Below are 25,954 nucleotides of genomic sequence, written 5' to 3' on the forward strand. Positions count from 1 at the left end.
TAATCTAGATGGATTCTAGTCTATATTTTGGCGATTAGCACTCATTGAACTCTGTTAACATTATCGCAATAAAATTATTTTGGAGTGAGCCTGTGACTGAGAACACTAAGGCATTTGATAGCTGGCTTCGCACCCGTTTTGTTGAGATCAACAGCGAATTAGAAAAACTATATTGGCAACAAGACGATAAAGCGAATGTAGAGGGTGTCGGTGAGCACCTTAAACGTCAATTAGAGCAAGAAGGTAATGAGCATATTCGTGCCTTACTGGCAGAGGGCAATACCGATGAAGGCTTTGATAATGCCTTTGACTTATTAGGTAATGTTGGCTTGTATATGGCGGCATGCCGTCGCCATGAGATAACAGAGCCTTCTCGTGAAACAAGCTCACCGCTTGTTGAAGCTTCTGCGTTGGCAATGCACATTGGTGCATCTATTGGTGTTACCCCGCGTTTTGCAACGGCGCATTTAACAACCCACAATAAAGCGGTTGATGGTTTGTATAAGCGCTTTACTGACCTTGAAGATGAGAAAATCTTTATCGATTACAATACCAAGGGCATTTTAGCGTATAAGCGCGCGGCAGATGCTTTATTAAAAATTCAGCCGTTAGGGATATCACACCCTATCGCGGCAGATTTACTCGCAGTGGCAAAACAAGCATTGCTTGATGTGATTGAGTCGAATAATACGTTATACAACAAGCTCGATACAGACCGCTTTTTCTATTGTGTACGCCCGTATTACAAGCCGTATCGAGTAGGTAAAGAGGTATATCGTGGCGCGAATGCTGGTGATTTTGCGGGCATTAATGTTATTGATTTACTGCTTGGTCTTTGTTTTGCTAATGAACCTAGTTACTCGCAAATGCTGGTGGATAAATTCTTGTATATGATGCCTGAAGATCAGCAGATCCTGCGTGAAAGCATGCGTATGACAAGCATTATGGATGACTTTTTAGCAGCAGAAGCTGAGCGCGATAGCGAATGGTTACAAACTAACTTAAAGCTGTTCATTCAAGTGTGTAAACTGCATGGTGATACAGCCATTGGCCACCATAATCAGTTGGTCAGTAAATACATAGCGCAGCCTTCACAGCAAATGCAGCAACAACATATGGATAAAGTCACAGCCAGTGGGCCGCCTTTGCATGTGTTACTTAACTCACTAGAGCAGTTACGTGATCGCCGTGCGGCAGCAAAAAGGGACGATATTCGAACTCGGTTTGATGATTTAACTAAGTTAAAACAGTGGATTAAGTAATGAACAAAAACGATTTCGTAATTCCACAAGGCAGCTATTTGCTCAACCACTCTGTGGGGCGACCCTTAAAATCTGCTGAGCAGCATTTTCATCAGCAGTTTTTTGCTGCTTGGCAAAATGAAAATAAAGAACCATGGCAACAGTGGTTGCAAGGTGTTGAGGCATTTACGAGTAGTCTCGCTAAATTATTTAACTCGCAAAGTGAGTTATTTTGTCCACAAGTTAACTTATCGAGTGGTTTAACCAAGCTGTTGATGTCGCACCCACGACTGCAACAAGAAAATTGCAAAGTGTTAATGGCAGAAAGTGACTTTCCAAGCATGGGTTTTGCGATGCAAAAAGCCCTACCTGAAAGTGCTGAAATCGTGTTTATTGGTAAGCATGAAGATTTAACTGATGCGCAGGTTTGGCAGTCATATTTAGCAAATAATGATATTGATTTAGTCTTTATAAGCCATGTTTATTCAAATACGGGTCAGCAAGCGCCTATTAACGAAATTATCAATATCGCAAAGCAACACAACACATTGAGCTTACTTGATGTTGCGCAGTCTGCGGGTATTTTAGAGGTCGACTTAACTAAGCTTGATGCCGATTTTATGTTGGGCTCGAGTGTAAAATGGTTATGTGGGGGACCGGGTGCTGCTTATTTATGGGTTAACAGCAAGCAGCTATCACTTTGTCAGCCACAAGATGTTGGCTGGTTTTCTCATCAAAATCCGTTTGAGTTTGATATTAAGCACTTTGCTTATCATCAAACCGCGTTACGCTTTTGGGGCGGTACCCCTTCAGTTGCACCTTATATTTTGGCTTCGCATAGTATTAATTACTTTGCTGATCTTGGTATTGAGAAAGTACGCGCTCATAACTTAGCAATGCTCGCTCAGTTTCATGATCAATTAGCTGATTATATGCGCTCACCCATACAGGCTGACAAATGCTCTGGTACGGCTATTATGCATTTTGGCGAGCAACAAGCGGCTGTTAAAGCTGCGCTTATTGCAGCGAATATTGCGGTTGATGAACGTCACTTAGGCTTAAGAGTCTCTGCTCATATTTATAATGATCAGCAGGATATAGATACTTTTATCACGACTGTGAAAAGCGCTTTAAATTAAGTGCTTGTCGAGCCTTTGCTTTAACGGAACGCCAGTGCGTCATTGGTTTTTCGGGGACCAGCGCTAAAATTTGCTCAAAGTCGATGTCATCAATACTTACTTCGTTGCTGTGGGCAAACATAATCCGTTTTGGTTGTAGCGCTTTTAGCATTAACAAAGAGCTTAAATACAGCTTTGGGTAAAAAACAGGAAAGGGTGGCACAAGCTGCCCTTTTACTTTTACTAGTAAATCAGCAATGTAAATTCGCTCGCTAGGAATATGATACAGGCTAATATCTCGGTCAGTGTGACCTGGGCTATGTAGTGCTTGCCAATCGTCAAAGCCGGGTAGGGTTGCATCAGTAGCAAGGTAATAATCTGCATCTAGATGGCGGCTGTACCAAAGGTTGTGGCGTTTTTTATTTAACCTACCTGCGACCCACCAAGCCAAAGCGATATCGGTTAAATGCATTAAGAAACCATCAATGCCTCTATACCATTGACCTGGAGCATTCGACGTCGCTATTTTGCCGCCGCTTAACTTTCTTAGTGCATGCGCTCCACCGGCATGATCTGGGTGCATATGGGTGACAACAATCAGTTTTAAGTCAGTGATGGGACGCTTGAGTTGTTCGGTAATATAGTCAAATACAGTATCAACATCAGCACGGCAACACCCATCAAGCAGCATCAATTTATCTGGATATTCAACTAAATAGATATTTTGAATATAACCTTCGAGCGTGTGAATGTGCAAAACAATTGACCCCTAAACTAAATCAGCAAATGTTGTTATATCATGTCTGACTAGTTTTGGTAAGTTAAGCTAATTGGATTGCGTGCCTCGCTCTTTGAGCTGCTTTTTGTTTTCTTCTAGCTGTGCTACTTGTTTTTCGAGGATGCTGATTTGGCTTTTATAGTAAGCGTTAATACGCTCACTTTGTTTGCTGATAGCATCATCAATAGAGGCTGCGCCTAACCTATTTGCGGCATCTTGCGTCATATTATTGAGTTTATCGATGCGCTCACTTTGTTGTTTTTGTAGTTCTTTAATTTCTAGTTGAAGGCGGTCTATTTCACGATCGGCTTTTTGAATTTTTAAATAATCTTCAACACTTAAGTCGGCAGGCTTTTGTGGTTTTTGCGGTTGCTCTGTAGCTGGTGTTTGGCTACTTGCTGGTGGCGGTGCAATTTTCACGATTACTGCATCTTTTCCACAAGGCTGCTCTGTAAAAGTGGCAACCCCGTCAATCATGCACTTATAAATAGTGGCTTGACTGTAGGCGCTGGCAAATAGGGCAAGAGTAAAAAATGCAAAACGAAACATAGCATCACTTTGTGTAGCAAATAGATACTTAGCATGCATGAAATATAATGAAGTGTGCAAGTTTTCGGGCATAAAAAAACCGCTTAAAAGCGGTTTTTAATAATAAAATGGTGGAGAAGGAGGGATTCGAACCCTCGATAGAGCTACAAACCCTATACTCCCTTAGCAGGGGAGCGCCTTCGGCCACTCGGCCACCTCTCCAGCGCATAATTCTGATTGTAATTTGCTGAAATTAATCAACAAATAAAAATAAGTGGTGGAGAGATAGGGATTTGAACCCTAGAGGGGCTACAAACCCCTGCCGGTTTTCAAGACCGGTGCATTCGACCACTCTGCCATCTCTCCACATCGTGATGCGAGAATAATACTTAGCTGAATCGGCTGTGTAAATAGGAAAAAGTTTGTTTGCTTGTTTTTTGAGCGTAAAGAGGGAGTTTTTTGTAAAAAGGTTTAATTAATTGCTGTTTTTAACTTAAAAGAAAGGGGTTGGAGCAGTAAACGGAGGAGCTAAAGAAGGATCTTCGTTAGTGGTTGGGTGTTTACTGCACCGATAAAGTAACCATGGTTGGGGATTACTTGTGTTGTACTGCGCCGCCAAGAGCTAACTTTTTGCCATAGCGATTTAGTTTTGCCAACATTTTTGCTTTGCGGTTTGTTGGTTTTACGGCAACATGAGTTGCAGCGTTTTGGTTTAATGTATTAATTGGGTTCATTACTTTGCTCCGGGTTGTGTTTGGTTGAAAACGTGAGTATTTTGCAATCAAACTGAACAAAAATAAAACGATAAAAATTGAGTCTGTCGGATAACTTTTTCTAATCCAAAAGCCTTTTATTAACATGGGGTTAAGTTTTTGCCTTAGTGATATCTTGCATGCTTATGCAGTTTCTTTAACGCTGAAGTGTAGGTAAATAAAGGTTTTTAGTTTTTATTATTTTTATTTATGCGTTTTTAGAGTGAGAAAGTGACTATTTATTCAGATTAATATAATTTGAACGAGTGTGGTGTTTTTGCCATGCAAGAAAAGAAGTAACCGTTGATGTTGATAATAATAAAGCCAAGTGACAAAAAAAATCATAAAAACAGTGTTGATTGGCTACTAAAAGAATGTAAAAAAAGACAGATTGAGCCTAAATTGTATTTAACCACAGGCAAGTTTGAGAATGATTGCGCTGATATAGCGCTTTTGGCTAAAAACCAAACTCAAGTTGTGGTGATTGGTGGTGATGGGACGCTGCATTTAGCTGTTAATGCATTAATGATGAGTCGTTGTTCTATCGCGTTAATTCCGGCAGGCACAGGAAATGATTTTGCTCGCGGCTTTGCATGTAAACAACAGGCTTGGTATGACGCTGTTTTTAATAGCCGTACTGAGTTAATCGATGTTGGACAAATCAATCAGCGCTATTTTATTAATGTGGCGGGAATAGGTTTTGACGCTGAAGTCGTGACTCAACTAAACAAAGCCGGAAGTTTTAGCTCGTTTGGCTACACTTGGCAGGGCATCAAGCAGCTATTTTCATTTAAGGCACAGTCACTTCAGGGTGAGTTTAATGGTAAAGCACTCAGCTACAGTAATTTAGCGACGATTTTTGCTAATCATCATTACTTTGGTGGTGGCTTAAAGATTGCCCCTCGGGCAAAGTTAAATGATGGTCAGCTTGATTGCTACTGTATGCCAGCTGGCGGTTTGTTGAAAAACCTGATCAGCTTTTTGTATTTACTACTCGTAAAGCATCATGGTTTGCAAGCGCTAGAATATGCTCGGTTAACTACTGCTGAGGTCACCACGAAAGGGTTGGCTATAGAAGCCGATGGTGAGCTTGTTGGTTTTACTCCGGCTAAGATTAAGATACACAAACAAGCACTTCGTTTTCATATGCCATAAAAAAGCGCCGGCAAATTTGCCGGCGCTTGGTGTTAGAGGTGACATAGTCACTTCTAACTGGGGATGGAGCTTTTTTGCTGTAGGTTACGTGCAGCAAAAAATGCTTTAATTTGTCGAGTTGGAGTTAGCACGATAGCATTTCCGAATAACACCAAGCTAAATCCCATAAAGGTATTCGCTTGCCATTCGAATCCTTCAAATAAGGTGCTTAAGACCACTGCAACCAGCGGGAACAATACGATTACATAGCTTGCTCGCTCAGGGCCGATATTTTTAAGTAGCGCGAAGTAACAAGCAAATGCGATTACGGTACCAAATACTGCTAAATAGAAGAGCGATACCCAATAGCTGGTTGGGGCATTCAATGTCAGCTCAACGTCGCTTACTAAAACATAAGCAGCTAGTCCTAAAGCGCTGTATAACATGCCCCAGGCATTGCCCTGAAGTACGCCAATATTACGCTGAGAGTTTCGAACACTGACCATATTTCCTAATGAAGCCACAAAGGTCCCAGACAGCGCAAGTAGTAACCCGACCAACGCACCATTACTCAAGTCGAATTGCTGAATTTGTGGCCAAAACAAGCTGGCAATACCCATTACGCCAAGTAGTGCGCCAAAGTAAATTCGTTTTGCAATTGGTTTGGCGAAGAACAAGCGGGTGTTAATAATGTTCATTAATAGCAACATCGAAAAGGCAATTGAGGCCATTGCTGAGGTGAGATAGTTCTGCGCCCAATACAGCACTAAATAATTTAAACCAAAGTTAAATAAAGCCAATAATGCAAAAAATCCGTGATCACACAGTGAATATTGCATAGGGAGTTTTTTTACCAGCACAAAGGCCCACATTAAAATGGCTGCAATGGCAAAGCGATAAAATAAAGAGACCTCAACAGCGACATCACCCAGTTGAAACTCAATAGCTAGCCAAGTCGATCCCCAGATCAATACTGTAGCAAGGTAGAGAGTGGCGCTTTTCATAGTTAGTACCTAAAAATTGAAAGTATGTTCATTTTAGTTCGCTTCTGTATACTTAACATATACAGAAAACTAGAAATGCAACCTATACAGTTTGGTGGGCTATGTCACAAGTTATCAGTCGTAGTAACAGTGAGTTCTTATATCAACAAGTTATTCATCTAGTTAGAGATCTTTGCTTGCAAGGCTCGTTATTACCGGGTGAAAAGTTACCTTCGCTCAGAAAAATGGCAGACAAGCTCAACATCAGTATTCCTACTGTAAAACAAGCGTATCAATTACTTGAAGGGCAAGGATTGATTGAAGCAAGAGAAAAGTCAGGGTACTTTTTAAAGTCTTCACAGTTAAATCAGTCACGACCAAAGCGAGTTAGGCTCAGTCGAGAGCCGACCACAGTCAATAAGCAAGGCTTGATTGAGCAAGTCTACAGCGCTATCCATAAAGCTAATGTGGTGCCATTTGGTATCGCCAACCCTGTAGCCGCTGCACCTACAGATAAAGCACTGGCACGAACAATGCGCCGAGTAATGACATTAGCGGGCGCATCGGCAATTAACTACGGGCCGATGGATGGCTTTGCACCACTTAAAAAACAACTCATTCATCGCTATCTGGATTTTGGCATTGGGGTTGATAGCGATGAATTAGTGATCACCAATGGTGCTCAAGAAGCGTTGGCGATTGCCCTTAAGTGTGTCGCTAAACCCGGTGATGTTATTGCTATCGAGTCGCCTTGTTATTTTGGCATTATCGAATTAATTGAAAGCTTAGGTTTAAAGGCACTGGAAATACCGCTGTGTCCTGATGAAGGAATATGGCTAGATGACTTGGCTCAAGCACTCGATGAACATGATATAAAAGCCTGTGTGTTTTCAACCTCATTAAATAACCCTGTTGGCAGTTTTATGCCTGATGCCAAGCGTGAGCAATTAGTGGCACTTTTAGAGCAGCGTGACGTGGTGCTTATTGAGGATGATGTTTATGGCGACTTACATTTTACAGCTAAGCGTGCCACTCCTGCACAAGCTTATTCAAAAAAGGGCTTAGTGATCACCTGCGCGTCGTTTTCAAAAACAGCTGCTCCCAGTTATCGCATAGGTTGGATCATTGCCGGTAAGTTTGCTGAACAAGCAAGACGACACAAACGCGCGCTTAGTTGCTCCGCGCCACTTATAAACCAGTGGACCTTGTATGAGTTTATAGCTAGCGGTGAGTACGACCGTAACATTCGTTTGCTTAGACAGCGCTTAAGTACCAACAAAGAGCGTATGATTTGGTGCCTGCAGCAATATATGCCAAGTTGTGCGCGTATAAGTAACCCGCAAGGGGGCTGTGTTATCTGGGTTGACCTTGGTAGCCAATATGATGCGGTAAAGTTATTCCATTTGGCACTTGAGGCGGGGATCAGTATTACTCCAGGGTTGATATTCTCAGCGGGTAAAAAATACCGTAGCTGTTTTCGTTTAAGTTATGGCTTGCCTTGGTCTGAAAACTTAGAGCAGGCGATTAAAACGTTATCGCAGCTGACTGTGCTGGCCAAAAAATAAAAAAGCGCAGAGCAAGCTCTGCGCGAAAGGACCAAGTGTTTTGGTTCAGGGATGTTAATTAGTCAATTACTCTGCATTCTGTTTGAAAGTAAATAGTTGATACTCTTTTAGCTCTGGTACTAGAACCACTAGCTCTTGCTCTTTATGAGCGATATCAGCAAAGCTGCCGCATAATGCATCTGCACGCTCTTCAAGTTGAGCTGCCTGTGTTTCTACACGCGCTTCGATTTGTGCGCCCATGTTTTCCATACGTTGCTCAAACTCATCCATGTCGCCACCTGAACCTAAAAGTTCAGAGCCTAGCGCCACTAAAATACTGCCCATCGATTGCATCATGGCTGACTCGACAGCCGATTCGATTTGCTCATCGAATTGGTCTTCAAAGTTTTGGCCAAATTTTTCGAAATTTTGCTGACCCATGGTGAACGCACCTTGCTGATAGAAAGCGTTTTGTACTTCTACGCTGATATCGTCCATTAATTCTGAAATGTCGCTTAGGCCATCAATATTGAAAGCATTTGATACTTCTTCGATGGCTACACCAGCTATTTTTACACCATCAAGTGCGATATTTGCTACTTCAGGAAGTTGGCTGCGTAAGCTGTCTGAGTAATCTGCAATTGCTTGCTGTTGTGAAGCATCAAGCGACACGCTTTGACCATCGATATATAAAGTGTGTTGATCGATGATTTTCATAGTGCGATTATCGGCTGTGTATACTTCTAACTCGCTTGGTGTGATGCGTACATCATTTATAAATTCAACATCACACTGCTCACCGCTGAATGAAATATTTGTATCATTATCGTTATGAGCCATTGCGCCGGTAGCGATAAATAAAGAACTTACTAACAATAACTTTTTCATTTTTTTCTTTCCTGTTTGAAATGACACAAATACATAATCAAATTGAATGCCAAAATTTATAAGTTCAATTAATTCAATATCTTGATGTGTTTTGAGGCTTTCTTAAAAATTGCGGGGAATAACTTTTTAACCATTTTTTAGTTAAATTAACTAAAAAATACACATGCATAAATGACTTTTATCGAAACGATAAAAAACTCTCACTTTTCAGAAATCAAATTTAGCGCTATTTATTCACAATATTGACATATGACCTATTTAGCATGGGTGTATGGCTTTATTTTGGTGGTTTTTTAGATACTAAATTACTACTGAGCTTTTTAATCTTTGCCAATTCATCGAGCAAATTTTAATCTCAAGAATTGGTCTCAAACACTTTATGGAGTGGGTTGTGGGTAAGACATTTAGTTATGACGCGCTAGATGACGATTTTGTTGAAGACGAGTACGAAATGGTCGGGCGTAATCAACACGACAAGAAAAAGCAACGCGTAAAGAAGAAGTTGGAAGACTATCTTGAACAAAAACGCTTGCGCAGAAACTTAGGCGATGACGACTTTGACGAGTACTTGAACGACTAAGCATAAATTTAGATAAAGAGGCAATTTGCCTCTTTATTGCTTTTAGACTTTGTTATTTTCCCAGTGCTGCTGCGATGTCTGACTCTAGCTGTTCAGGTTTTGTCAGTGGCGCATAGCGCTTAATTGCCTTGCCATCTTTACCAATTAAAAATTTGGTGAAGTTCCATTTTATTTTGCGGGTGATAAACCCCGGTAATTCTGATTTTAGGTATCTAAAAACAGGGTGAGCATGTTCGCCATTCACATCGACTTTGCTCATCATTAAAAAGCTAACGCCATAGTTAATAAGGCAGCCTTCTTTAATTTCTTTTGCATCACCTGGTTCTTGTTTGCCAAACTGGTTACATGGAAAACCAATTATTACTAAGCCTTGCTCATGATACTTTTCATGCAGTGCTTGTAAGCCTTCATATTGTGGAGTGAAACCGCATTTACTTGCTGTATTTACAACAAGTACGACCTTGTTTTCAAAATCAGAAAAGTCAACGGTTTGGCCTTGTAGGCTGGTGGCAGAAAGTTGGTGAAATTCGCTCATAATGATAACTTTTTATTATTGTTGCATTGATTCTAACTTGCTTGGAGTTTTTCTAAAAGGGTGAATTTTAATCAGCGGTTTTTCTTACTTGGCGTTAAGTATCGCAGCTAACTTAAAATTATAAATAATCCCATTCCTGCCAGTGTTGTGTAGTATATGTTATGTGTTTTATAGGCCACGATAACAGACACAACAGCAGCACTTAGGTAAGGGTTTTGCCAATCTAGATTTATCCCTTCGTCATTAATAAACACAATGGGCACCCAAATTGCGGTGAGTACGGCAGGGGCGCTAAAACTTAAAAATTGCTGCATTTTCGGGCCGACTTTAAACGGTAATGCGCGGTGCAAAAATAAGTAACGTGTGAAGAAGGTGATACACGCCATTAATAAAATGGTGGTCATCATTGTGTATGCTCCTCTTTTGCTTGCAAGCGACTAATTAGGTAGCCCACTGTCATAGCGATAAGAGCCGCGGTGACAAGCCAAAGTTGAAAGCCCTGACTTTTTAATAGTGTTGCTACAACGCCTGCGGTGATCACTGTAGCCAGTGTCGCAAGGTTCTTTACACCCGGAATAACTAAAGCAATAAACGTGGCAGCGATGGCAAAATCAAGGCCAAGGTGTGTTAAATCGGGAAGGAGGCTTCCTGCGACAATACCTAGTAAGGTCCAGATATTCCAGGCAATATAAAAACTAAAGCCGGCACTGAGTGCGTAAATAAGGCGAACTTTTGTGCGGTAGGCTTTGTGATGATGCGAAAAAGCAAATAATTCATCCGTCAGTACAAAACTCACTGGCAGTCGCCAACGAAAGGGTTGGTCAATGACTTTGTGGCGAATAGCTAAACCATATAAAAAGTGCCGTGAGCTAATAATGAGTGTGGTAAATAAAATAGTTAAAAGCGGCGTATTGCCTGCCATTAATTCAATCGCAACGAGCTGTGCTGAGCCTGCAAATACCAACAACGACATAGCTTGTGTTTCTAAAGCAGTGAAACCATTTTGAACTGCTAACGAGCCACATAGAATTCCCCAAGGTAACACCGCAAGGCATAAGGGGAGCATGTCGAAAAATCCTTTTAGCAAGGCTCTTATTGTTGATTTATGCATCTTATCGCTCATGTTTGTTGTTATGGCTCAGATCAAAACAGCTGAAATAGAGGTGTGTCAAAATAACTGAAGTTTGCAATAATGTATAGCCGAGCCTGTTGCTGAAATCATTAGCGTCTTTTAAAGGGAAAGTTACAATGTCAAAAGTTAAAGTATGGGATGGCTTTATAAGAAGCTTCCATTGGTTATTAGTTGCGGCCATCGCAACCCTCTATTTTAGTGCTGAAGAAGGTATGTTGGAGCTGCACTTTGCTGCAGGCTACTTCACTCTAGCGCTTATTATTACACGCCTTGTTTGGGGCCTTATTGGTAGTAAAACGGCAAAGCTGTCTGCACTGATTCATTCACCAATCGCCGCAATTAAATCGTTTACAAGCAATGAACATAAGGCGGGTCACGGCGCGGCGGGTAGTTATATGGTGATAGCCTTTTTTGCGTTACTTATTGTACAGCTAACCTCTGGCTTAATGACTAGTGACGATATATTAACGGATGGTCCACTAGTCGAGCATGTATCCTCAGATACCGTAGAGTTTGCCGGTTGGTTACATCATTTAAACTTTGACATTTTGTTGTATGCCATTGTGTTGCATGTATTGGCGATTGTGATTTACCGCATTAAAGGAAAAAACTTAGTGAAACCTATGCTAACGGGTAGTAGCGACCAAGTTGCGGTTACTGAGCCTGTTACTAAATCACCGTTGATAGCTTTTGTTATTTTTGCAGTGTGCTTAGTGGTGCTATTTACGACTTGGGGTGCAGAGCCCCTCAGCTATTTGCTTGGCTAGGTAATCTAATACCAATCCGCAATAATACTTAATCATTTTGAGGGATAAAACCTGTCGCTACCTGCGTTAAAAATTTCTGATTTAGAACAAACTAAATAACGAAATTTTTGCCTTGCTATCAACGAGGTTCTATTGCCTCAAAATAGACCACTTAATTAAGCGAATTGGTATAAGACATTAAAAAAGGCGCTAATAAGCGCCTTTTTAGTTCAAATTTTTAACTAGTCTTTGAAAGACTTATGGCAATCTTTACAGCCTTTAGCCCAAGCGCCAAATGCTTTGCCGATTACTTTCTTATCGCCACTTTGTGCTGCTACTGCTAGCTCATCAGCATATTGTTGGAAAGCAACGGCTTTTTTCATAAAGGTTTCGTTGTCGCTCCATACAGCTGCAAGTGCAGATGTATCACCCTTATCAGAACCCGCTACGAAAGCTTCCCAAGGCATTTTAGATAATGCCGCTGCATTGTCGGCACGCTTTTGAAAACGTTCTGCATCAAAAGGTACTTTTCCTTTTAGCATATCGCCCATGTCACCAATTTGTACGCGGATCATTGAAAATGCTGCCTGACGGTACTCGATTGCATCGCTTGGCTCTTCAAATACAGAATTTGCTGATGCGCCTAGTGCCATTGTAGATAGCATTGCACCTACTACTAATTGTTTTAATTTCATTCCTTTTGCCCCTTAAGGTGTCATAAAAGTAAACTAACTGAGTTGTATCTTAGCTCAATATAATATTCAAGTGTATTGCGGTTAATCTTAACTTAAGTTTAATTTAATCATTTATATCTATATCTGCGAAGATCATGCCGCGGCGCATGCTTCTGGTAGCTAAGAAAACCTCGCCTAGTAAAGATAAAAATCCACATATCAACAGTGCCATAGCAGCCACAAAACAGCTAGCAATAGTCACGCTTAAATTAATTGATTGAATGTGTGATAAGAATAAGCACATAACTACGGCGCACACCAATAAAGCACTGAGTACACTTAGACTAAATGCAATATGAATGCAGCGAGAGCGTTTCAACAGCGCCCTTAGCTCCGTTGTTAATGACTTATTGAAGTCTTCATCCGTACTGACTTTAAGTTTACGTTCTAACTGCCGAGCTCTATCGGTGATACGTGCCAAACGATTGGAAAGTACGCCTAATGTTGCAGCAATACCGGTAATTAAAAAGACGGGTGCAACAGCAGTTTGAATCACTTTTGCCATGGTAAGAATGTTGATTACTTCTGAATTCATTGAAAGTACTCTATTTATTAAAATTCAACACAATGTTCATTTACAAATATTTACAACTATTTCTTTCCATATAAAGCCATTAATAATCAGTTGCTTGAGATTTTTTATGTGTTTCATTCTTAATTTAATGTAATTGTTTTGTAACTGAGTTGTTGTTCTTGTTTGTATTTCCGTTTTATATTGGTTCTGAAACTTTGTTTCAATCACTATTTAGACGATAACATAACATATCCCAGGGGAACCCATGTCTAATAATCTAATAAAAAGAACTGCAGTTGCTTTGGCTGTAACAAGTGCAATGTGCGCAAGTGCCCAAGCCAATGACTTTTCAAAGTATAATCTTGCCGGTAAAAAATTAATTAAAGCGAGTGCGGTAACTAAAAAAGAACAAAAAGTTCGCAGTGAAGCAACAAGCTGGCTTGTAAAACTTAATGCTCCAGCATCTATTAATGCAAAAACAATGGGCGCTGATGTAGCGTCAATTCAAGCGCAAGCAAAAGTAGCACAAGCAAGTGTAGAGCAAGCAATCAACAGCATGGATTTACCTCTTCAGGTTGTTGCTAAAACTTCGACGCTAGTAAGCTCAATTGTAGTAAATGGTAATAAGCAGGATGTTGCTAAGTTACTATCAAACTCTCAAGTAGAAGGCATTTACCCAGTATACGATTATGAATTGCATGTTGCTGACAGCGCTGACTATATTGAAGCAACTCCGCTAGTATCTAACGGTTTAGCAACAGGTGAAGGTGTTCGCGTTGCCGTTCTTGATACGGGTATTGACTACACTCATACAGCCTTTGGTGGTGCGGGTACTGACGAAGCGTATGCTGCAGCAATTGCTGATCCTGCCTCTGTAGATTGGCCACAAGGTAAAGTATTAGGCGGTTATGACTACATCAATTATGACGATGATCCAATTGATGTGACAACTAACCACGGTACACACGTTTCTCACTCTGTTAATGGCATCGCGCCAAATGTAGATTTATTCGTTTACTCGGTATGTAATAGCGGTTGTCCTGGCCTTGCACAACTACTAGCGCTTGAAAGTGCAATGGATCCTGATGGCAATGGCGACATTAGTGACCGTGTTGATGTTATCAACATGTCTCTCGGTGGCGATTACGGTGATATTGCTAACGATGCTGTAGGCCTATTTATCAACCAAGCGGTTAAACTTGGCACAAACGTTGTTATCTCTGCAGGTAACGATGGCGCTTACCCATTCATCGTTGGTGGTCCAAGTACAACTGAAAACGCTCTTTCAGTAGGTGCGATGACTCACCCTACAGGTGCAGAGTCTATTGGTAGCGGTACAATTAATGGTGAAGAAGCGATTGTACAGCCAGCGAGTTTTGGACCACAAACAGCGTTTAGTTTCTCAAATGATGATATTGAGCTTGTTTACCCGGATGCTAACCAAACGGCTTGTGAAGCGTTTGCTGATGACGTAGATTTCACAGGAAAGGCCGTTATTCTTGACCGTGGCGGCTGCAACTTCAGTGCAAAAGTTTATTATGCACAAGAAAAAGGTGCGGCATTTGTAATCATTGCAAACAGTACAGATGATGGTACGCCAGCACCGATGGGGGGTTCTGAGCCTCTTGTTACTATTCCTTCTGTCGGTGTGACATTTGCTGCAGGTACAGCACTTAAAGCGGGTGGTACATTTAACCTAACAGTTGAACGTCTAGTTCTTTCTGGCGCTATTGCTGACTTCACATCGCGTGGTCCTTCAATGGGTGGTTTATTAAAACCAGAAATTACAGCACCAGGTGTTAACATCATGACTGCTCACCCTGGTCTTGGTGATGGTCTTACAGGCGCAACAGGTACTTCATTCTCGGGTCCTATTACTGCAGGTGCGGTGAGCTTATTAAAAGAAGCTCTGCCAGAGCGAAACGCGTTTGAAATTAAAGCGACGTTAATGAACACTGCAAACCTAAATGTAACTATGGAACCGTTAGCGATTAACCCTGACGCTGAGCTTGCACCAATTAGTTACATCGGTGCGGGTCTTGTTGATGTAAACAAAGCGGCTAACTTACCAGTTGCTGCTTGGGCTGCAGATACTAAACAAGCTGCACTTTCGTTTGGTTTAGTGAGTGCATCAGAAACAGTTGAGCTTACTAAAACAGTTCAAGTTAAGAACTTCTCTAACGAAGATAAAGTGTACACCCTTTCTCTTGAACAGCGTTACGCAGATGATGTTGAGCGTGGTTCATTCTCACTAGATTACCCAGAGTCAATAGTAGTGCCAGCAGGTCAAACAATGTCATTTGATGTGACAGCGACGATTGACCCTGCAACGTTACCAGAGTGGACATTAACGGATGACAATATCGGCTCACAAGATGCAACGGCTGATTTAACTAACTTAGAGCTTGATGGTGCGTTAATCTTCTCTGATGGTAGCGATGAGGCATTCCACCTTGTTTATCACGTATTACCAAAAGCAAATGCAGCAATGAGCTTCATGCCTGTAATGACAGATAATGGTGTTGCTCATGAGTTAACAAATACAGGTGCTGTTGCACTTGAGCCAGTATTTGCTCCTACAGTGATGACTGATGATGTTGATGAAGATCAACGCTTTGACTTAGTGGGTGCATCAATCGAAACATTCCAAGTACCTACGGATATCTGTGATAGCGGTTATGTTACTTTGACTACTCTTGTGATGAATGAGGGTATTACTCATTCTTACGTGGGTGGTTTCATGGCTGACTTCGACGTAGACCAAGATGGTACATACGATGTAACAGTACAAAATGGTAAATTAGAATGGTTCTATGATGTAGAGCCAGGTACAGCAATCACCTTCACTCACGGCTATGGCAGCGCGTCAGGTTTCTTAGATAATGTTTATCAAGTTATTGGTAACAACCATCTTACAATGCAAAGCTGTTTAGGTGCATTTGGCCTAACTGCTGACGATATTGGCCGCGCAACTGCAAATGTACGTTTCCGTACAGAAGAAGAAACGTGGACACCAATTGCATCAGGCGAAGGCGATGTTGCGATGGGTACATATACATTCACTGACGCATCAAGTGACGTGTATGCAGCTCTAGTTGATGAATCAGGCGAAGTAGTTAGCTCATTAGAGCCTGGCGCTTCTGCAACACTATTGAACGCTGGTGCAGACTTCATGATCTTATCTGACTCAGGCTCAAAAGCATATGCAGCAACACCAAGCGAAGATGCTAACGTTGCACCAGTTCTTGCTGATGCATCATTCTCTGTAGATGAAAACACTGCGGTAGATACAGTGATCGGCACACTAGAAGCAACATATGGTGCTGAGCTTGCTAATCCAATCGCTGAATACATTGTAGTTAATTCTACTTCTTCAGCTGTTTCAGTGACTGCTTCAGGTGATGTTGTTGTTATGAACAGCGACATGCTTGACTACGATGCTGGCATGATGAGCATTGAGCTTGAAGTTGTTGCTGCAGACTCTGCAGGTAATATCTCTGAATCAGCAATGGTGACTGTTGAAGTTATGAACGTTGCTGACGAACCAGAAGAAGTTAATCCAGTAATCGATGCTGAGCTTGGTGAGTTCTCTGTTCAAGAAAATGCCGCAGAAGGTACTGTAATCGGTACTGTGACTGCGACTGACCCAGATGCTGACCTAACTCCTATCGCAACATACGAAGTGACAGGAAGTGACAGCATTAGCATCAGTGATGCAGGTGAGTTAATGGTTGCTGGCGCTATCGATTATGAGCAAACAACCTCTATCGAAGTAACGGTAACTGCGGTTGACTCTGCTGGTAACATGTCTGAAGCGGTGACGATTACTATTGCAGTAACACAAGACCCAGGCGAAGATATTGTTGTAGAAGTCGAAGAGCCGAAGAAGAAATCTTCTTCAGGTTCACTAGCATGGTTAACATTACTTGCTGCACCGTTCGCATTTATGCGTCGTCGTAAGCAAAAGTAATTACTTGATAAGTAAGTGATAAAAGGGAGCTTCGGCTCCCTTTTTACATTGCTTCACAAAGGCTACTTATATATTGCAGTTTTTTTACTTATATTGGAGACGGAATAATAAAAACGAACACAGGAATCCCATGAAAGTTGGCCATTCACTTTGCCTTGCGGCACTCTCTTTAGCTGTTCTATCAGCGTGTAATAAAGTCCCAGATAATAAAGAACAAGCTGTTATTACAGAGCAAGTTCAGATTGCAGCACCCGTCGCCAAAAAAATACCTCATGAAATGACCATTCATGGTGACACACGTATCGATAACTACTATTGGATGCGTGATGATGAACGCAAAGATGCCGCTGTTATTGCTCATTTGAATGCTGAAAATGCGTATGTTGAAAGTAAACTGGCACATACTCAAACGCTACAAAACACCCTATTCGAAGAGCTTAAAGGCCGTATTGAGAAGGATGACGATACCGTACCGACAAAAAAAGGGGAATATTACTACTTCTCACAAACGCGCGGTGATGACGAATACCCGGTTTATGTGCGCAGTAAAGATAGCCTAGGAGAAGATAAGCAGGTTATCTTAAATGTGAATGAGCTTGCTAAAAATCATGACTATTTTGCCGTAACCGGTTTAGCTGTGAGCCCAAATGGCAATTTGCTTGCTTATGGTGAAGATACCGTGAGTCGCCGTATTTACACAATTAAAGTAAAAGATTTAACCACAGGTAAAATGCTCACAGAAAGCCTTGAAGGCACAGAAGGTGATGTCGTGTGGGCGAATGACAACAAAACCTTTTACTATATCAAAAAAGACCTACAAACGCTGTTAGGCTACCAAGTATATCGCCATACGCTAGGCACCCCGCAAGCTGACGATGAACTTGTTTACGAAGAGAAAAACACCAGTTACTACACCAGTATTTACAAGAGTAAAGACCAACAAGAGATCTATATTAGTCATGGTAGCACCAGTGCATCTGGCGTCTCGGTTATTGATGCTAATGATGTCAAAGCAATACCAAAACGTTTTATTGAACGCGAAGCAGGGCTTGAATATGACATCAAAAAGTTAGGCGATTGGTATTACATCGTTACTAATTTAAATGCAGTTAACTTTCAACTTATGAAAGTGCACCGCGATAAAGCGCATGATAAAGCAAATTGGCAAACGCTAATTGCTGGTCGTGATAACGTGAAGCTTGAAGGCATTGAGTTATTTAACAATCATTTGGTATACGAAGAGCGAGAAATGGGGCAAACCCGTATCACTATTCGCGACCTTCGTAACCAGCAAGAGCAAGTCGTTGCGTTTAATGACCCAACTTATATGGTCTTTAGCTATGGCAATAGTGAGTTAGATAACCCTAACTTACGTGTTTACTATTCAAGTATGACGACGCCAGGCAGCAGCTACGATATCAACCTAGAAAGTGGCGAAAAAACCCTGCTTAAACAGCGTAAAGTGTTAGGTGATTTTAATCCTGACAATTATGCCTCTGAGCGAGTTTACGTGACCACCCGAGATGGTGTCGATGTTCCTGTGAGCCTTGTTTATCGTAAAGACAAGTTTAAAAAAGACGGCTCGAATCCACTTATGCAATATGGTTATGGTTCGTATGGTGCGACCATGGATCCGAGCTTTTCTAGCTCTCGATTAAGCTTACTTGACCGTGGTTTTGTGTTTGCGATTGCGCATATCCGTGGCTCACAAATGCTGGGTCGTCCTTGGTACGAAGACGGCAAGTTGCTGAAAAAACAAAACAGCTTTAATGACTTTGTTGATGTGACTAAATCATTAGCAGCTCAAAAGTATGGTGATAAGGATAATATTTTTGCCATGGGTGGCAGTGCAGGTGGCTTACTAATGGGGGCTGTTGTGAATCAAGCGCCTGAACTTTATAAAGGGGTGATTGCAGCAGTGCCTTTTGTTGATGTAGTCACGACCATGTTAGATGCCAGCTTACCACTGACAACGAATGAGTATGACGAGTGGGGCAACCCGAATGATAAAGTCTATTACGATTACATGCTGTCATATTCGCCGTATGACCAAGTTAAGAAGCAGGCTTACCCAAATATGTTAGTCACCACCGGCTTACACGACTCTCAAGTTCAGTATTTTGAGCCTGCAAAATGGGTTGCTAAGCTACGTGAATATAAAACCGATGATAACCTGTTGCTGTTCAAAACCGACATGGAAGCAGGGCACGGCGGTGCTTCTGGGCGCTTTAAGAGCTTGCAAGATACCGCTTTATATTACGCCTTTATGCTCGATTTAGCGGGTATCGAAAAATAATAACAACACAGGCATCCGTGATTAAGCGGATGCCTGCATCGCTAAATTAAAACGAAATTCACTGCCTTTTCCTAAGGTACTTTTTACGTTTATTTCACTATCCATTAGGTTGAGCAGTTGCTTGCAAATAGCAAGCCCTAAGCCTGTTGAGCCTCGTTTTATACTATTACGCGCCTGATAGTGAGGTTCGAAAATCGCATTGAGTTCATCCTCATGAATACCAACCCCGGTATCAGACACTGCCACGTATAACTGATCACTTTGCTGGCTAACTTTAACGGCTATTTCACCGCCATTTGGGGTGTGCCGAATGGCATTTTCGATTAAGTTTGTAAGCACCCGCTCTAATTTTGCAATATCTGCTGTCACGGTAAAATCGCAGATTTTAGGAATAACCTTGAGTGAAATTCCCGCTGATTGCGCTGTTAGAGCAAGCTTCGCCACACAATCATAAATTAATTCGCCCAAATTAAAGGTTTCAGATTGTATTTTCACTTGGCCGCACTCTAAATTAGCTAGCTCAAAAATTTGTTCAATCAGCTGTTTTAGTTGCTGGCAGTTATGCATTGCAAGATTGAGATAATGACGTTGCTCGGGCTCGTTTAAGTGGCTATCCGGTTTATTGATCACCTCCAAAAAGCCGTACAGTGAAGAGAGCGGCGTACGTAAATCGTGTGATAAATGAGTCAGTAACTCACGGCGTTGTCTATCAGCGTGCTGTAATGACTGAAACTGCTCATCAATACGCGCCAGCATGGCATTGACGCCTTTGCTTAAATTGCCAATTTCATCATCAGCTGTGTAGCTAGAATCCAATGACATTTTTGTTAGGCTGTAGTTAGCCGTTTCTATTTTATTAAGCTCTTTATTGAGTTTTTTTAACGGTAAAGTGAAAAATCGAAACAACAGCAACATCGCAATAAAGAGCGCAACTAAGGCGGTTATAAACCACATAGCGGCAAGCCAGAGGTTATCATTGGCTTTAATGTTTTTAAGGGTAGTATCGTAAGCTTGCCCGCCAATAATCACGTACAAATAGCCTTGCAGTTGCTGCTGATTATAAACTGGCGCGGTCGAAAATATTTTTACGCCATCCTTGCTACGCGGATCGTCACCATAAATCGGTGTAGCAGTGGGGTTGTCGAGTAGCTGCTGTATTGGGCTTAAGTTTATTTGCTGCCTAACGACTTGCCCCGGTTTAGCTGAATAAGTCAGTAAATGACCTTCTGGGTCTACAAAATAAAACTCAAATGCCGGACCAAGTATCATCAGCGTGTGAAATAAGTTTTCAAGTGCGTCATAGTCATACACACCTTGTTTGATCAGTGGATTGTCATGCACTAAATGCTCGGCTAGTTGGAGGTGCAAGTTTTGCTGAGCATGATGTACCGAGCTTTGTTCTAATTGCTTACTCCAATTTAAAACGAGTGCGCACAACAGGCTAAAAATAAGCACCAATGACCAAGCGAGTTTTTGATATAGCGTCATTGATTTCATTAGTTTGCACTCAATTGACCGGGGTTTAGTTTATAGCCTACCCCCCAAACTGTTTCGATAAAGTTTGCTGGGTGATGTTGCTCAAACTTACTGCGTAAACGGTTTATGTGGGAATTAACCGTATGCTCGTAGCCGCTGTGTTGATAGCCCCATACTTGGTCTAGTAATTGTTGGCGGCTAAAAACATGGTTTGGGTGTTTAGCAAAATAGACCAGTAAATCGAATTCGGTGGCGGTTAAGTTAATTGCTTGGTCAGCTAAAAATGCTTGGTGGCTGGCAAATTCAATGTGTAGTTCTCCAAGTTGAATTGCCGCTTGAGCGCTATCTTCATGATGTGATTGAGCTGCCATAAGCTGTGACCTATGCCGTAATTGTGTTTTTATTCGTGCTTGTAATTCTCTGGCGAAGAAAGGTTTGCAAATATAATCATCAGCGCCCATTTCCAAACCAATCACTCTGTCCATATCGCTACTGAGTGCGGTCAGTAAAATAACGGCAATACTTGGGTAGTGCTCTTTAATTTTGCGGCATAAGCTCAAGCCATCCATTTGTGGCAGATTAATATCAAGCAGTACTAAGCCGTAACTTGAGCTGGCAAGCTTCTTTATTGCAGCTTCAGCGCTCGAGGCTTCATCAATATGTAAGTTTAGGCAGTGCAATTGTTTGCTGATAAGTTGGCGGATTGCTCTATCATCTTCGACGATTAATAATTTTTCTTGGCGCATGGCTCACTCCAAATCACAGAGGCACATCCTTATGACCTCGGTGTAAGGAGTGCGATTATTATTGCGTCCGCGTTATCGTGATTCGAGCAACCGGGTTATCAAACTTATGCTGGCTGGTGAGCACAGAATTTGTCAGGCCGTCATCTTGACTAACCACACCTGGGTGCATTGCAACATGGTTAATATCGTCGCGCATTTCGTTGTAACCTTCGCCTGAGTCAGCAGGGCCTGGGATCGTGCCTTGCGCTTCAGTGTTAGCTTCGGTGCCTGCATCATAGGCAAAACTAGTACGAGACAGTGACTCATTAACCGCTAACGAAGACACGTCTATAGCATTAAGACCGGTAAACGCGTCATTTGTATTCACCAACATGGTTGCTAAGCTAATTTTTAATGAATCAAGCTCACCTGTTGTCAGGGTCAACGTGACTTGCTCACCTGGTGGTAATGGGCTTTCTGCTGAAGCTGCTTGCATTGTCATTTCTGCTGCGAGTAGCTCGCTGTTATCGCCGCCTTCAGCCATAATTTCAAGTGCTTCAGATGCTGGCTCGCCAATTTTCCAAAGCATGCCTTCGGTGTGAGCAATCACAGCAACAGGGGAGAAAGGTTGAGCAGCGGTAAGATTGACTACCTCCACCATAAATTGATGATTTGTCGCCATCTCACCCATTTCCATTGTCATTTCTTCCAGCGCTTCATCCATGTTGTCTGATGATTTATCTGAATCCCCACAAGCCGCAAGGCCGGCACTCAATGCGAGGATAATTAAGCTTTTTGAAAAGCGCATAATAACCTCCTATTTAACCGTAACTGTTAGCATCGCAACTGGGTTTAACCATCTGTGCACGGTGTTATTGAGGTCACTCATACCCGCTTCTAAATCGTCGTCACCTAAATTACCCGGATGAATATGCACCATCATATTGGTTTCGTTACTGGTGACGCCGCTGCCATTCATACCCGCATTACCACCTGGTGCGGCAGGAATGCCTAGCGTGCCCGGCATACCTGAACCCTCAACAACAAGCTCATCATTGGCTTCGGTGCCTGCATCATACGCATTGAGATAAACAGTATAGGTACCAGCTTCGGTTGGGATCATCCAACTATCTAAACCTACAAAGCCATCATTGGTAGGCAGTAGCATGGCTGTTAGAGATAAGTAGCTATTGCCATCCTTGGTGGATAAGCTCGCCATCGTTGAGCTTGCTGGGGCTAATAAACCTTCAGCTGGGTTGGCAACCATGTCGCTGTTTGCGGCTGTGGCTTCAGTCATTAATGGCTCGAGATTGCCACCTTCAGCCATAGTCTGTAGGGCTGTAGAAGCAGGCATAGCAACGCTGAAAAGTTTGCTATCACTGTTATGAGCCGTAATGAGAATAGGGGTAAAGTGTAAACCTTGCGTGAGGTTAGTTAGTTTTATATCAAGCTCAGCAGCTTGGCTTGCAAGGCTAGTTACTGCGCATGCAGCGAATAAAGTTAAAGGTAAAGCTTTCATGTGAGATTCCTGTTTTTGATGATTCAAAACCAGTATCGAATAGCAATATCCAGAAACCCTCACGAAGTTATCACATTTTTATCACAACGTTGATTACAGCCTTTTTTGCTGGTTGAGAGTTTTAAATTTAACCAATTTAACTAGGGTAAAAAGTCATTACGGTTTATAGTAGAGAAACAAACAGACCCATAACAAGGAATTTAAAATGGATGATAATCAGAAAGTTGAAATAATTGTGGCAGATAAAGAGCAGCGCACATGGGCAATGTTTTGTCACTTAAGTGCCTTAGCAGGCTTGCTTTTCCCGTTTGGTTCGGTGATTGGGCCTTTGATTGTTTGGCTTGTAAAAAAAGAAGAAATGCCACTTGTTGCTGAGCATGGTCGCAAATCATTAAACTTTCAATTAACCATGATGATTGCTTACATTGTGTGCTTTATGCTGATGTTTGTTGTCGTTGGAGTCATCCTGCTGCCATTAGTAGCGCTATTCTCATTGATTATGGTGGTAGTATCGGCGATTAAAGCCAACGATGGTAAAGAAGTTAAATATCCAATGGCGATAGAATTTATAAAGTAAACTAATTGCCATATACTAAAAGCTCAGCCATTTGCTGAGCTTTTTTATGTGATGTTTATGGCCTACTTATCGTTATTTTTCAGCGCGTTTATTTCCGCAACCTTATTACCTAGCTCTTCAGAATTAGTAATGACAGCTATGATAGCCAGTGGTGACTATCTACTTTGGTTGTTATGGTTAAGTGCAACTGTAGGCAATGTGCTTGGGAGTTGTGTGAATTATTGGCTGGGCACGCAAGTCATGCGATTTAAAGAGCGTAAATGGTTTCCCGTTTCACAAAAGTCGCTAGACAAAGCCGAACAGCAATTTAATAAATACGGTATTTACAGTTTGCTATTTGCTTGGCTGCCTATTGTCGGTGACCCTTTAACGGTTGTTGGCGGAATTTTTAGGGTTAAGTTTTCAATCTTTTTGTTACTCGTGACCCTAGGCAAAGGCGCACGTTATTTAGCTGTGCTTGCCTTTGCGGTAGGGCTTGAAAAGCTATTTTAGTTTTTTTGCCAATCAAGAGTCAGTGATACTGAATCAGCAAAGCGCAGCGCATGAGGTTTATCGACGCGTACTTTGGCATAGTGAACGCTTTGATGCTGGTGGCAAATTGCTAAAATCTCAGCAACCAGTTTTTCTAACAGCAAAAAGTGGCCTTCTTCGACAAGGCTGATCACTTCTTTAGTAATGGTCTTGTAGTTTAGCGCTTTATCGACTGCGTCAGTTTCACAAGCTTGATCAGCAGGGTAATGAATTTCTAAATTAATCACTACATCTTGTTTTTTCTCACGTTCCTCAGGGTTAAAACCTATAAAGGTTCGTAGCCTGAGGTTAGTGACATTAATAATTGCATTGGCCATCATTACCCTCTAACTAGTTGTAAAAACTCGTTACGGGTTTTTGGATCGGCTCTGAAGTTACCTAACATAACCGATGTACGCATGCTTGAGTTTTGCTTTTCAACACCGCGCATCATCATACACATATGTTTTGCTTCAACGATTACACCAACACCTTTCGCGCCTGTCACTTCTTCAACCGCTTTAGCAATTTGATGGGTTAATTGCTCTTGAATTTGAAAACGACGCGCATACATGTCAACAATTCGCGCAAACTTAGATAAACCAAGCACTTTGCCATCAGGAATATAAGCAATATGGCAGCGGCCAACAAATGGCAGCAAGTGGTGCTCACACATAGAGTAAAGCTCAATGTCTTGGATCAATACCATGTCATCGGCATCTGAAGTGAATACCGCATTGTTGGTGATTTCATCTAATGTTTGACGATAGCCTTTAGTCAGATACTCCATCGCTTTTGCTGCGCGTTTTGGTGTGTCGAGTAATCCTTCACGAGCAGGATCTTCACCTACTGCGGTAATTATTTGTTGGTAACTATTTTTTAAATCATCGTGCATAGCTTTCTCAGTAATTCGTTATTTTAAATGTCTGCCACCATCAACAGGCATAGAACGACCTGTGATGTAGTGACTGCTTAGTAATAGTTCTACGCTGTTAATAATCTCGGCGCAGCCGGGCTCAATGCCCATTAGCGATTTCTTTAATGTTTTGGCTTTGTATTCGTCGCTATCGTGTTCATTAAAGATAATTAACGAAGGGGCGATAGCATTCACTTTAATGTCTGGTGCAAATTTAGCGGCAAACGACTTGGTTAAATTATCAAGCGCTGCTTTGCTTGCTGCATAAGCAAGGTGCTTAGGGCTGCCTTTTTCAACCACATAATCGGTTAAGTGAATAATATCTGCGGCTTGGCCACTGTTTTGCTGATAATGCAGTAGCAAATCAGAAGCTGCTAAATTAATTAAATAGGGCGCTTTGGCGTGGATACGCATCATGTTATCGAATAGGTCTGCGTAATCGTGGTTATTTGCTTCGCAATCCCAGCTAGACGCATTATGGATAATTGCCTTGAGCTGGTTGGTATGGGTTTTTAATTCTTCGATAAAATGCCCGATAGCTTGGTCACTATTAAAATCAGCATGGATGCAAATAGCGCCTTTACCTGCAAGCACATCAATTGCTTCATGGCGGGTACGGTAAGTGACTATGATTTCTTGCCCTTGCGCTAAAAAGTGCTCGGCCAGAGCGAGTCCAATACGTTGGCCTGCGCCAGTAATTAAAATGGGCGATGACATAAACTAATATAAAACCTTAGATTTTTGATTTGAAATGTAAT

General features: G+C 41.8%; 27 protein-coding genes and 2 tRNA genes. 10 read left to right on the forward strand and 19 right to left on the reverse strand.

The annotated features are described in order from the left end of the window. Positions 1-92: 92 nt before the first annotated feature. Positions 93-1,262 carry a monodechloroaminopyrrolnitrin synthase PrnB family protein gene (locus NFU46_RS17685; RefSeq protein WP_054563718.1) on the forward strand — a complete coding sequence of 390 codons (1,170 nt, stop codon included), beginning with the start codon at positions 93-95 and terminating at the stop codon, positions 1,260-1,262. Beyond that, positions 1,262-2,380: an aminotransferase class V-fold PLP-dependent enzyme gene (locus NFU46_RS17690; RefSeq protein ID WP_251603686.1), complete on the forward strand. Its 1,119-nt coding sequence runs from the start codon at positions 1,262-1,264 to the stop codon at positions 2,378-2,380. Before NFU46_RS17685 ends, NFU46_RS17690 begins: the two co-directional genes overlap by 1 nt. Here the strand turns inward: NFU46_RS17690 and NFU46_RS17695 are convergent. The 5 genes from NFU46_RS17695 to NFU46_RS17715 form a co-directional block, all read right to left on the reverse strand. After that, positions 2,352-3,116 (reverse strand): MBL fold metallo-hydrolase, encoded by a 765-nt coding sequence (locus NFU46_RS17695; protein ID WP_055199252.1) that lies wholly within the window; start codon positions 3,114-3,116, stop codon positions 2,352-2,354. The genes NFU46_RS17690 and NFU46_RS17695 overlap by 29 nt on opposite strands. Before the next feature lie 69 nt (positions 3,117-3,185). Next, entirely contained in the window at positions 3,186-3,686 is a 501-nt protein-coding gene (locus NFU46_RS17700) for a DUF4124 domain-containing protein (RefSeq protein WP_175083134.1), read from the reverse strand. 108 nt (positions 3,687-3,794) lie between these two features. Further along, positions 3,795-3,887: transfer RNA gene (locus NFU46_RS17705), tRNA-Ser, on the reverse strand. A gap of 53 nt (positions 3,888-3,940) precedes the next feature. Continuing rightward, positions 3,941-4,031 (reverse strand) — tRNA-Ser (locus tag NFU46_RS17710). A 227-nt stretch (positions 4,032-4,258) separates the two neighbouring features. Continuing rightward, positions 4,259-4,399 carry a hypothetical protein gene (locus NFU46_RS17715; protein WP_166341396.1) on the reverse strand — a complete coding sequence of 47 codons (141 nt, stop codon included), beginning with the start codon at positions 4,397-4,399 and terminating at the stop codon, positions 4,259-4,261. Positions 4,400-4,723: 324 nt separating this feature from the next. Between NFU46_RS17715 and NFU46_RS17720 the strand changes: the two genes are divergently transcribed. Continuing rightward, a complete protein-coding gene (locus tag NFU46_RS17720) occupies positions 4,724-5,572 on the forward strand; it encodes a diacylglycerol kinase family protein (RefSeq protein WP_251603688.1) in 849 nt (282 codons plus the stop codon). 53 nt (positions 5,573-5,625) lie between these two features. Here the strand turns inward: NFU46_RS17720 and NFU46_RS17725 are convergent, their stop codons facing one another. Continuing rightward, a complete protein-coding gene (locus NFU46_RS17725; RefSeq protein WP_251603690.1) occupies positions 5,626-6,555 on the reverse strand; it encodes a DMT family transporter in 930 nt (309 codons plus the stop codon). A gap of 101 nt (positions 6,556-6,656) precedes the next feature. Between NFU46_RS17725 and NFU46_RS17730 the strand changes: the two genes are divergently transcribed. Next, a complete protein-coding gene (locus NFU46_RS17730) occupies positions 6,657-8,099 on the forward strand; it encodes a PLP-dependent aminotransferase family protein (protein WP_251603692.1) in 1,443 nt (480 codons plus the stop codon). 66 nt (positions 8,100-8,165) lie between these two features. Here NFU46_RS17730 and NFU46_RS17735 read toward each other — a convergent pair whose 3' ends face one another. Further along, positions 8,166-8,966 carry a YggN family protein gene (locus NFU46_RS17735; protein ID WP_054563710.1) on the reverse strand — a complete coding sequence of 267 codons (801 nt, stop codon included), beginning with the start codon at positions 8,964-8,966 and terminating at the stop codon, positions 8,166-8,168. Positions 8,967-9,357: 391 nt separating this feature from the next. Between NFU46_RS17735 and NFU46_RS17740 the strand changes: the two genes are divergently transcribed. After that, positions 9,358-9,546 carry a PA3496 family putative envelope integrity protein gene (locus tag NFU46_RS17740; RefSeq protein ID WP_082389337.1) on the forward strand — a complete coding sequence of 63 codons (189 nt, stop codon included), beginning with the start codon at positions 9,358-9,360 and terminating at the stop codon, positions 9,544-9,546. Positions 9,547-9,598: 52 nt separating this feature from the next. On the opposite strand, the gene NFU46_RS17745 is transcribed toward NFU46_RS17740, so the two are convergent. From NFU46_RS17745 to NFU46_RS17755, 3 genes are all read right to left on the reverse strand, one after another. Then, positions 9,599-10,081 carry a glutathione peroxidase gene (locus NFU46_RS17745; protein ID WP_054563709.1) on the reverse strand — a complete coding sequence of 161 codons (483 nt, stop codon included), beginning with the start codon at positions 10,079-10,081 and terminating at the stop codon, positions 9,599-9,601. Positions 10,082-10,188: 107 nt separating this feature from the next. Next, on the reverse strand, positions 10,189-10,488 hold the full coding sequence (locus tag NFU46_RS17750) for an AzlD domain-containing protein (RefSeq protein WP_058585371.1): 300 nt from the start codon (positions 10,486-10,488) through the stop codon (positions 10,189-10,191). Continuing rightward, on the reverse strand, positions 10,485-11,192 hold the full coding sequence (locus NFU46_RS17755) for an AzlC family ABC transporter permease (protein ID WP_251603695.1): 708 nt from the start codon (positions 11,190-11,192) through the stop codon (positions 10,485-10,487). The genes NFU46_RS17750 and NFU46_RS17755 overlap by 4 nt, the downstream gene beginning before the upstream one ends. A gap of 137 nt (positions 11,193-11,329) precedes the next feature. On the opposite strand from NFU46_RS17755, the gene NFU46_RS17760 reads away from it, so the two are divergent. Continuing rightward, complete coding sequence (locus NFU46_RS17760; RefSeq protein ID WP_251603698.1) at positions 11,330-11,980, forward strand: cytochrome b/b6 domain-containing protein; 651 nt, start codon at positions 11,330-11,332, stop codon at positions 11,978-11,980. 221 nt (positions 11,981-12,201) lie between these two features. Here NFU46_RS17760 and NFU46_RS17765 read toward each other — a convergent pair whose 3' ends face one another. Next, positions 12,202-12,654 (reverse strand): cytochrome c, encoded by a 453-nt coding sequence (locus tag NFU46_RS17765; RefSeq protein WP_058585373.1) that lies wholly within the window; start codon positions 12,652-12,654, stop codon positions 12,202-12,204. A 103-nt stretch (positions 12,655-12,757) separates the two neighbouring features. After that, complete coding sequence (locus NFU46_RS17770; RefSeq protein ID WP_063700612.1) at positions 12,758-13,228, reverse strand: DUF2721 domain-containing protein; 471 nt, start codon at positions 13,226-13,228, stop codon at positions 12,758-12,760. Between the two features lie 244 nt (positions 13,229-13,472). Here NFU46_RS17770 and NFU46_RS17775 point away from each other — a divergent pair, with 244 nt between their 5' ends. After that, entirely contained in the window at positions 13,473-17,177 is a 3,705-nt protein-coding gene (locus tag NFU46_RS17775) for a S8 family serine peptidase (RefSeq protein ID WP_251603701.1), read from the forward strand. 130 nt (positions 17,178-17,307) lie between these two features. Continuing rightward, entirely contained in the window at positions 17,308-19,473 is a 2,166-nt protein-coding gene (locus NFU46_RS17780; RefSeq protein WP_251603704.1) for a S9 family peptidase, read from the forward strand. A gap of 21 nt (positions 19,474-19,494) precedes the next feature. On the opposite strand, the gene NFU46_RS17785 is transcribed toward NFU46_RS17780, so the two are convergent. The 4 genes from NFU46_RS17785 to NFU46_RS17800 are packed head-to-tail and all read right to left on the reverse strand — an operon-like array spanning position 19,495 to position 23,193. Continuing rightward, positions 19,495-20,970 carry a HAMP domain-containing sensor histidine kinase gene (locus NFU46_RS17785; RefSeq protein ID WP_251603707.1) on the reverse strand — a complete coding sequence of 492 codons (1,476 nt, stop codon included), beginning with the start codon at positions 20,968-20,970 and terminating at the stop codon, positions 19,495-19,497. After that, the gene (locus NFU46_RS17790; RefSeq protein WP_251603710.1) at positions 20,970-21,695 is read right to left on the reverse strand and encodes a response regulator transcription factor; all 726 of its coding nucleotides are present in this window, start codon (positions 21,693-21,695) and stop codon (positions 20,970-20,972) included. The genes NFU46_RS17785 and NFU46_RS17790 overlap by 1 nt, the downstream gene beginning before the upstream one ends. Positions 21,696-21,753: 58 nt before the next feature. Next, on the reverse strand, positions 21,754-22,482 hold the full coding sequence (locus NFU46_RS17795; protein WP_251603713.1) for a spondin domain-containing protein: 729 nt from the start codon (positions 22,480-22,482) through the stop codon (positions 21,754-21,756). 9 nt (positions 22,483-22,491) lie between these two features. Continuing rightward, positions 22,492-23,193: a spondin domain-containing protein gene (locus NFU46_RS17800; RefSeq protein ID WP_251603716.1), complete on the reverse strand. Its 702-nt coding sequence runs from the start codon at positions 23,191-23,193 to the stop codon at positions 22,492-22,494. A 205-nt stretch (positions 23,194-23,398) separates the two neighbouring features. Here NFU46_RS17800 and NFU46_RS17805 point away from each other — a divergent pair, with 205 nt between their 5' ends. Together NFU46_RS17805 and NFU46_RS17810 are read left to right on the forward strand one after the other, a co-directional pair. After that, complete coding sequence (locus tag NFU46_RS17805; RefSeq protein WP_054563699.1) at positions 23,399-23,770, forward strand: DUF4870 domain-containing protein; 372 nt, start codon at positions 23,399-23,401, stop codon at positions 23,768-23,770. A gap of 57 nt (positions 23,771-23,827) precedes the next feature. Continuing rightward, a complete protein-coding gene (locus NFU46_RS17810; RefSeq protein ID WP_175083146.1) occupies positions 23,828-24,262 on the forward strand; it encodes a YqaA family protein in 435 nt (144 codons plus the stop codon). Here NFU46_RS17810 and folX read toward each other — a convergent pair. The 3 genes from folX to folM are packed head-to-tail and all read right to left on the reverse strand — an operon-like array spanning position 24,259 to position 25,913. After that, complete coding sequence (gene folX, locus NFU46_RS17815) at positions 24,259-24,618, reverse strand: dihydroneopterin triphosphate 2'-epimerase (RefSeq protein WP_175083175.1); 360 nt, start codon at positions 24,616-24,618, stop codon at positions 24,259-24,261. The genes NFU46_RS17810 and folX overlap by 4 nt on opposite strands. 2 nt (positions 24,619-24,620) lie before the next feature. Further along, on the reverse strand, positions 24,621-25,175 hold the full coding sequence (folE, locus tag NFU46_RS17820; RefSeq protein WP_058585381.1) for a GTP cyclohydrolase I FolE: 555 nt from the start codon (positions 25,173-25,175) through the stop codon (positions 24,621-24,623). Between the two features lie 18 nt (positions 25,176-25,193). After that, positions 25,194-25,913 (reverse strand): dihydromonapterin reductase, encoded by a 720-nt coding sequence (folM, locus tag NFU46_RS17825; RefSeq protein ID WP_062566254.1) that lies wholly within the window; start codon positions 25,911-25,913, stop codon positions 25,194-25,196. Positions 25,914-25,954 lie beyond the last annotated feature (41 nt).

Source organism: Pseudoalteromonas sp. NCCP-2140 (assembly GCF_023708065.1).
Taxonomy (GTDB): domain Bacteria; phylum Pseudomonadota; class Gammaproteobacteria; order Enterobacterales; family Alteromonadaceae; genus Pseudoalteromonas.

Excerpts from the sequence above, each read along its gene's own strand:
- folX (WP_175083175.1), bottom strand. The coding sequence starts at position 24,618 with ATGGCCAATGCAATTATTAATGTCACTAACCTCAGGCTACGAACCTTT.
- NFU46_RS17760 (WP_251603698.1), top strand. The coding sequence starts at position 11,330 with ATGTCAAAAGTTAAAGTATGGGATGGCTTTATAAGAAGCTTCCATTGG.
- NFU46_RS17780 (WP_251603704.1), top strand. The coding sequence starts at position 17,308 with ATGAAAGTTGGCCATTCACTTTGCCTTGCGGCACTCTCTTTAGCTGTT.
- NFU46_RS17730 (WP_251603692.1), top strand. The coding sequence starts at position 6,657 with ATGTCACAAGTTATCAGTCGTAGTAACAGTGAGTTCTTATATCAACAA.
- NFU46_RS17720 (WP_251603688.1), top strand. The coding sequence starts at position 4,724 with ATGTTGATAATAATAAAGCCAAGTGACAAAAAAAATCATAAAAACAGT.
- NFU46_RS17725 (WP_251603690.1), bottom strand. The coding sequence starts at position 6,555 with ATGAAAAGCGCCACTCTCTACCTTGCTACAGTATTGATCTGGGGATCG.
- NFU46_RS17810 (WP_175083146.1), top strand. The coding sequence starts at position 23,828 with ATGGCCTACTTATCGTTATTTTTCAGCGCGTTTATTTCCGCAACCTTA.
- NFU46_RS17770 (WP_063700612.1), bottom strand. The coding sequence starts at position 13,228 with ATGAATTCAGAAGTAATCAACATTCTTACCATGGCAAAAGTGATTCAA.
- NFU46_RS17715 (WP_166341396.1), bottom strand. The coding sequence starts at position 4,399 with ATGAACCCAATTAATACATTAAACCAAAACGCTGCAACTCATGTTGCC.
- NFU46_RS17800 (WP_251603716.1), bottom strand. The coding sequence starts at position 23,193 with ATGAAAGCTTTACCTTTAACTTTATTCGCTGCATGCGCAGTAACTAGC.
- NFU46_RS17750 (WP_058585371.1), bottom strand. The coding sequence starts at position 10,488 with ATGATGACCACCATTTTATTAATGGCGTGTATCACCTTCTTCACACGT.
- NFU46_RS17700 (WP_175083134.1), bottom strand. The coding sequence starts at position 3,686 with ATGTTTCGTTTTGCATTTTTTACTCTTGCCCTATTTGCCAGCGCCTAC.
- NFU46_RS17745 (WP_054563709.1), bottom strand. The coding sequence starts at position 10,081 with ATGAGCGAATTTCACCAACTTTCTGCCACCAGCCTACAAGGCCAAACC.
- NFU46_RS17765 (WP_058585373.1), bottom strand. The coding sequence starts at position 12,654 with ATGAAATTAAAACAATTAGTAGTAGGTGCAATGCTATCTACAATGGCA.
- NFU46_RS17735 (WP_054563710.1), bottom strand. The coding sequence starts at position 8,966 with ATGAAAAAGTTATTGTTAGTAAGTTCTTTATTTATCGCTACCGGCGCA.
- folE (WP_058585381.1), bottom strand. The coding sequence starts at position 25,175 with ATGCACGATGATTTAAAAAATAGTTACCAACAAATAATTACCGCAGTA.
- NFU46_RS17805 (WP_054563699.1), top strand. The coding sequence starts at position 23,399 with ATGGATGATAATCAGAAAGTTGAAATAATTGTGGCAGATAAAGAGCAG.
- NFU46_RS17775 (WP_251603701.1), top strand. The coding sequence starts at position 13,473 with ATGTCTAATAATCTAATAAAAAGAACTGCAGTTGCTTTGGCTGTAACA.
- NFU46_RS17790 (WP_251603710.1), bottom strand. The coding sequence starts at position 21,695 with ATGCGCCAAGAAAAATTATTAATCGTCGAAGATGATAGAGCAATCCGC.
- NFU46_RS17795 (WP_251603713.1), bottom strand. The coding sequence starts at position 22,482 with ATGCGCTTTTCAAAAAGCTTAATTATCCTCGCATTGAGTGCCGGCCTT.
- folM (WP_062566254.1), bottom strand. The coding sequence starts at position 25,913 with ATGTCATCGCCCATTTTAATTACTGGCGCAGGCCAACGTATTGGACTC.
- NFU46_RS17785 (WP_251603707.1), bottom strand. The coding sequence starts at position 20,970 with ATGAAATCAATGACGCTATATCAAAAACTCGCTTGGTCATTGGTGCTT.
- NFU46_RS17755 (WP_251603695.1), bottom strand. The coding sequence starts at position 11,192 with ATGCATAAATCAACAATAAGAGCCTTGCTAAAAGGATTTTTCGACATG.
- NFU46_RS17690 (WP_251603686.1), top strand. The coding sequence starts at position 1,262 with ATGAACAAAAACGATTTCGTAATTCCACAAGGCAGCTATTTGCTCAAC.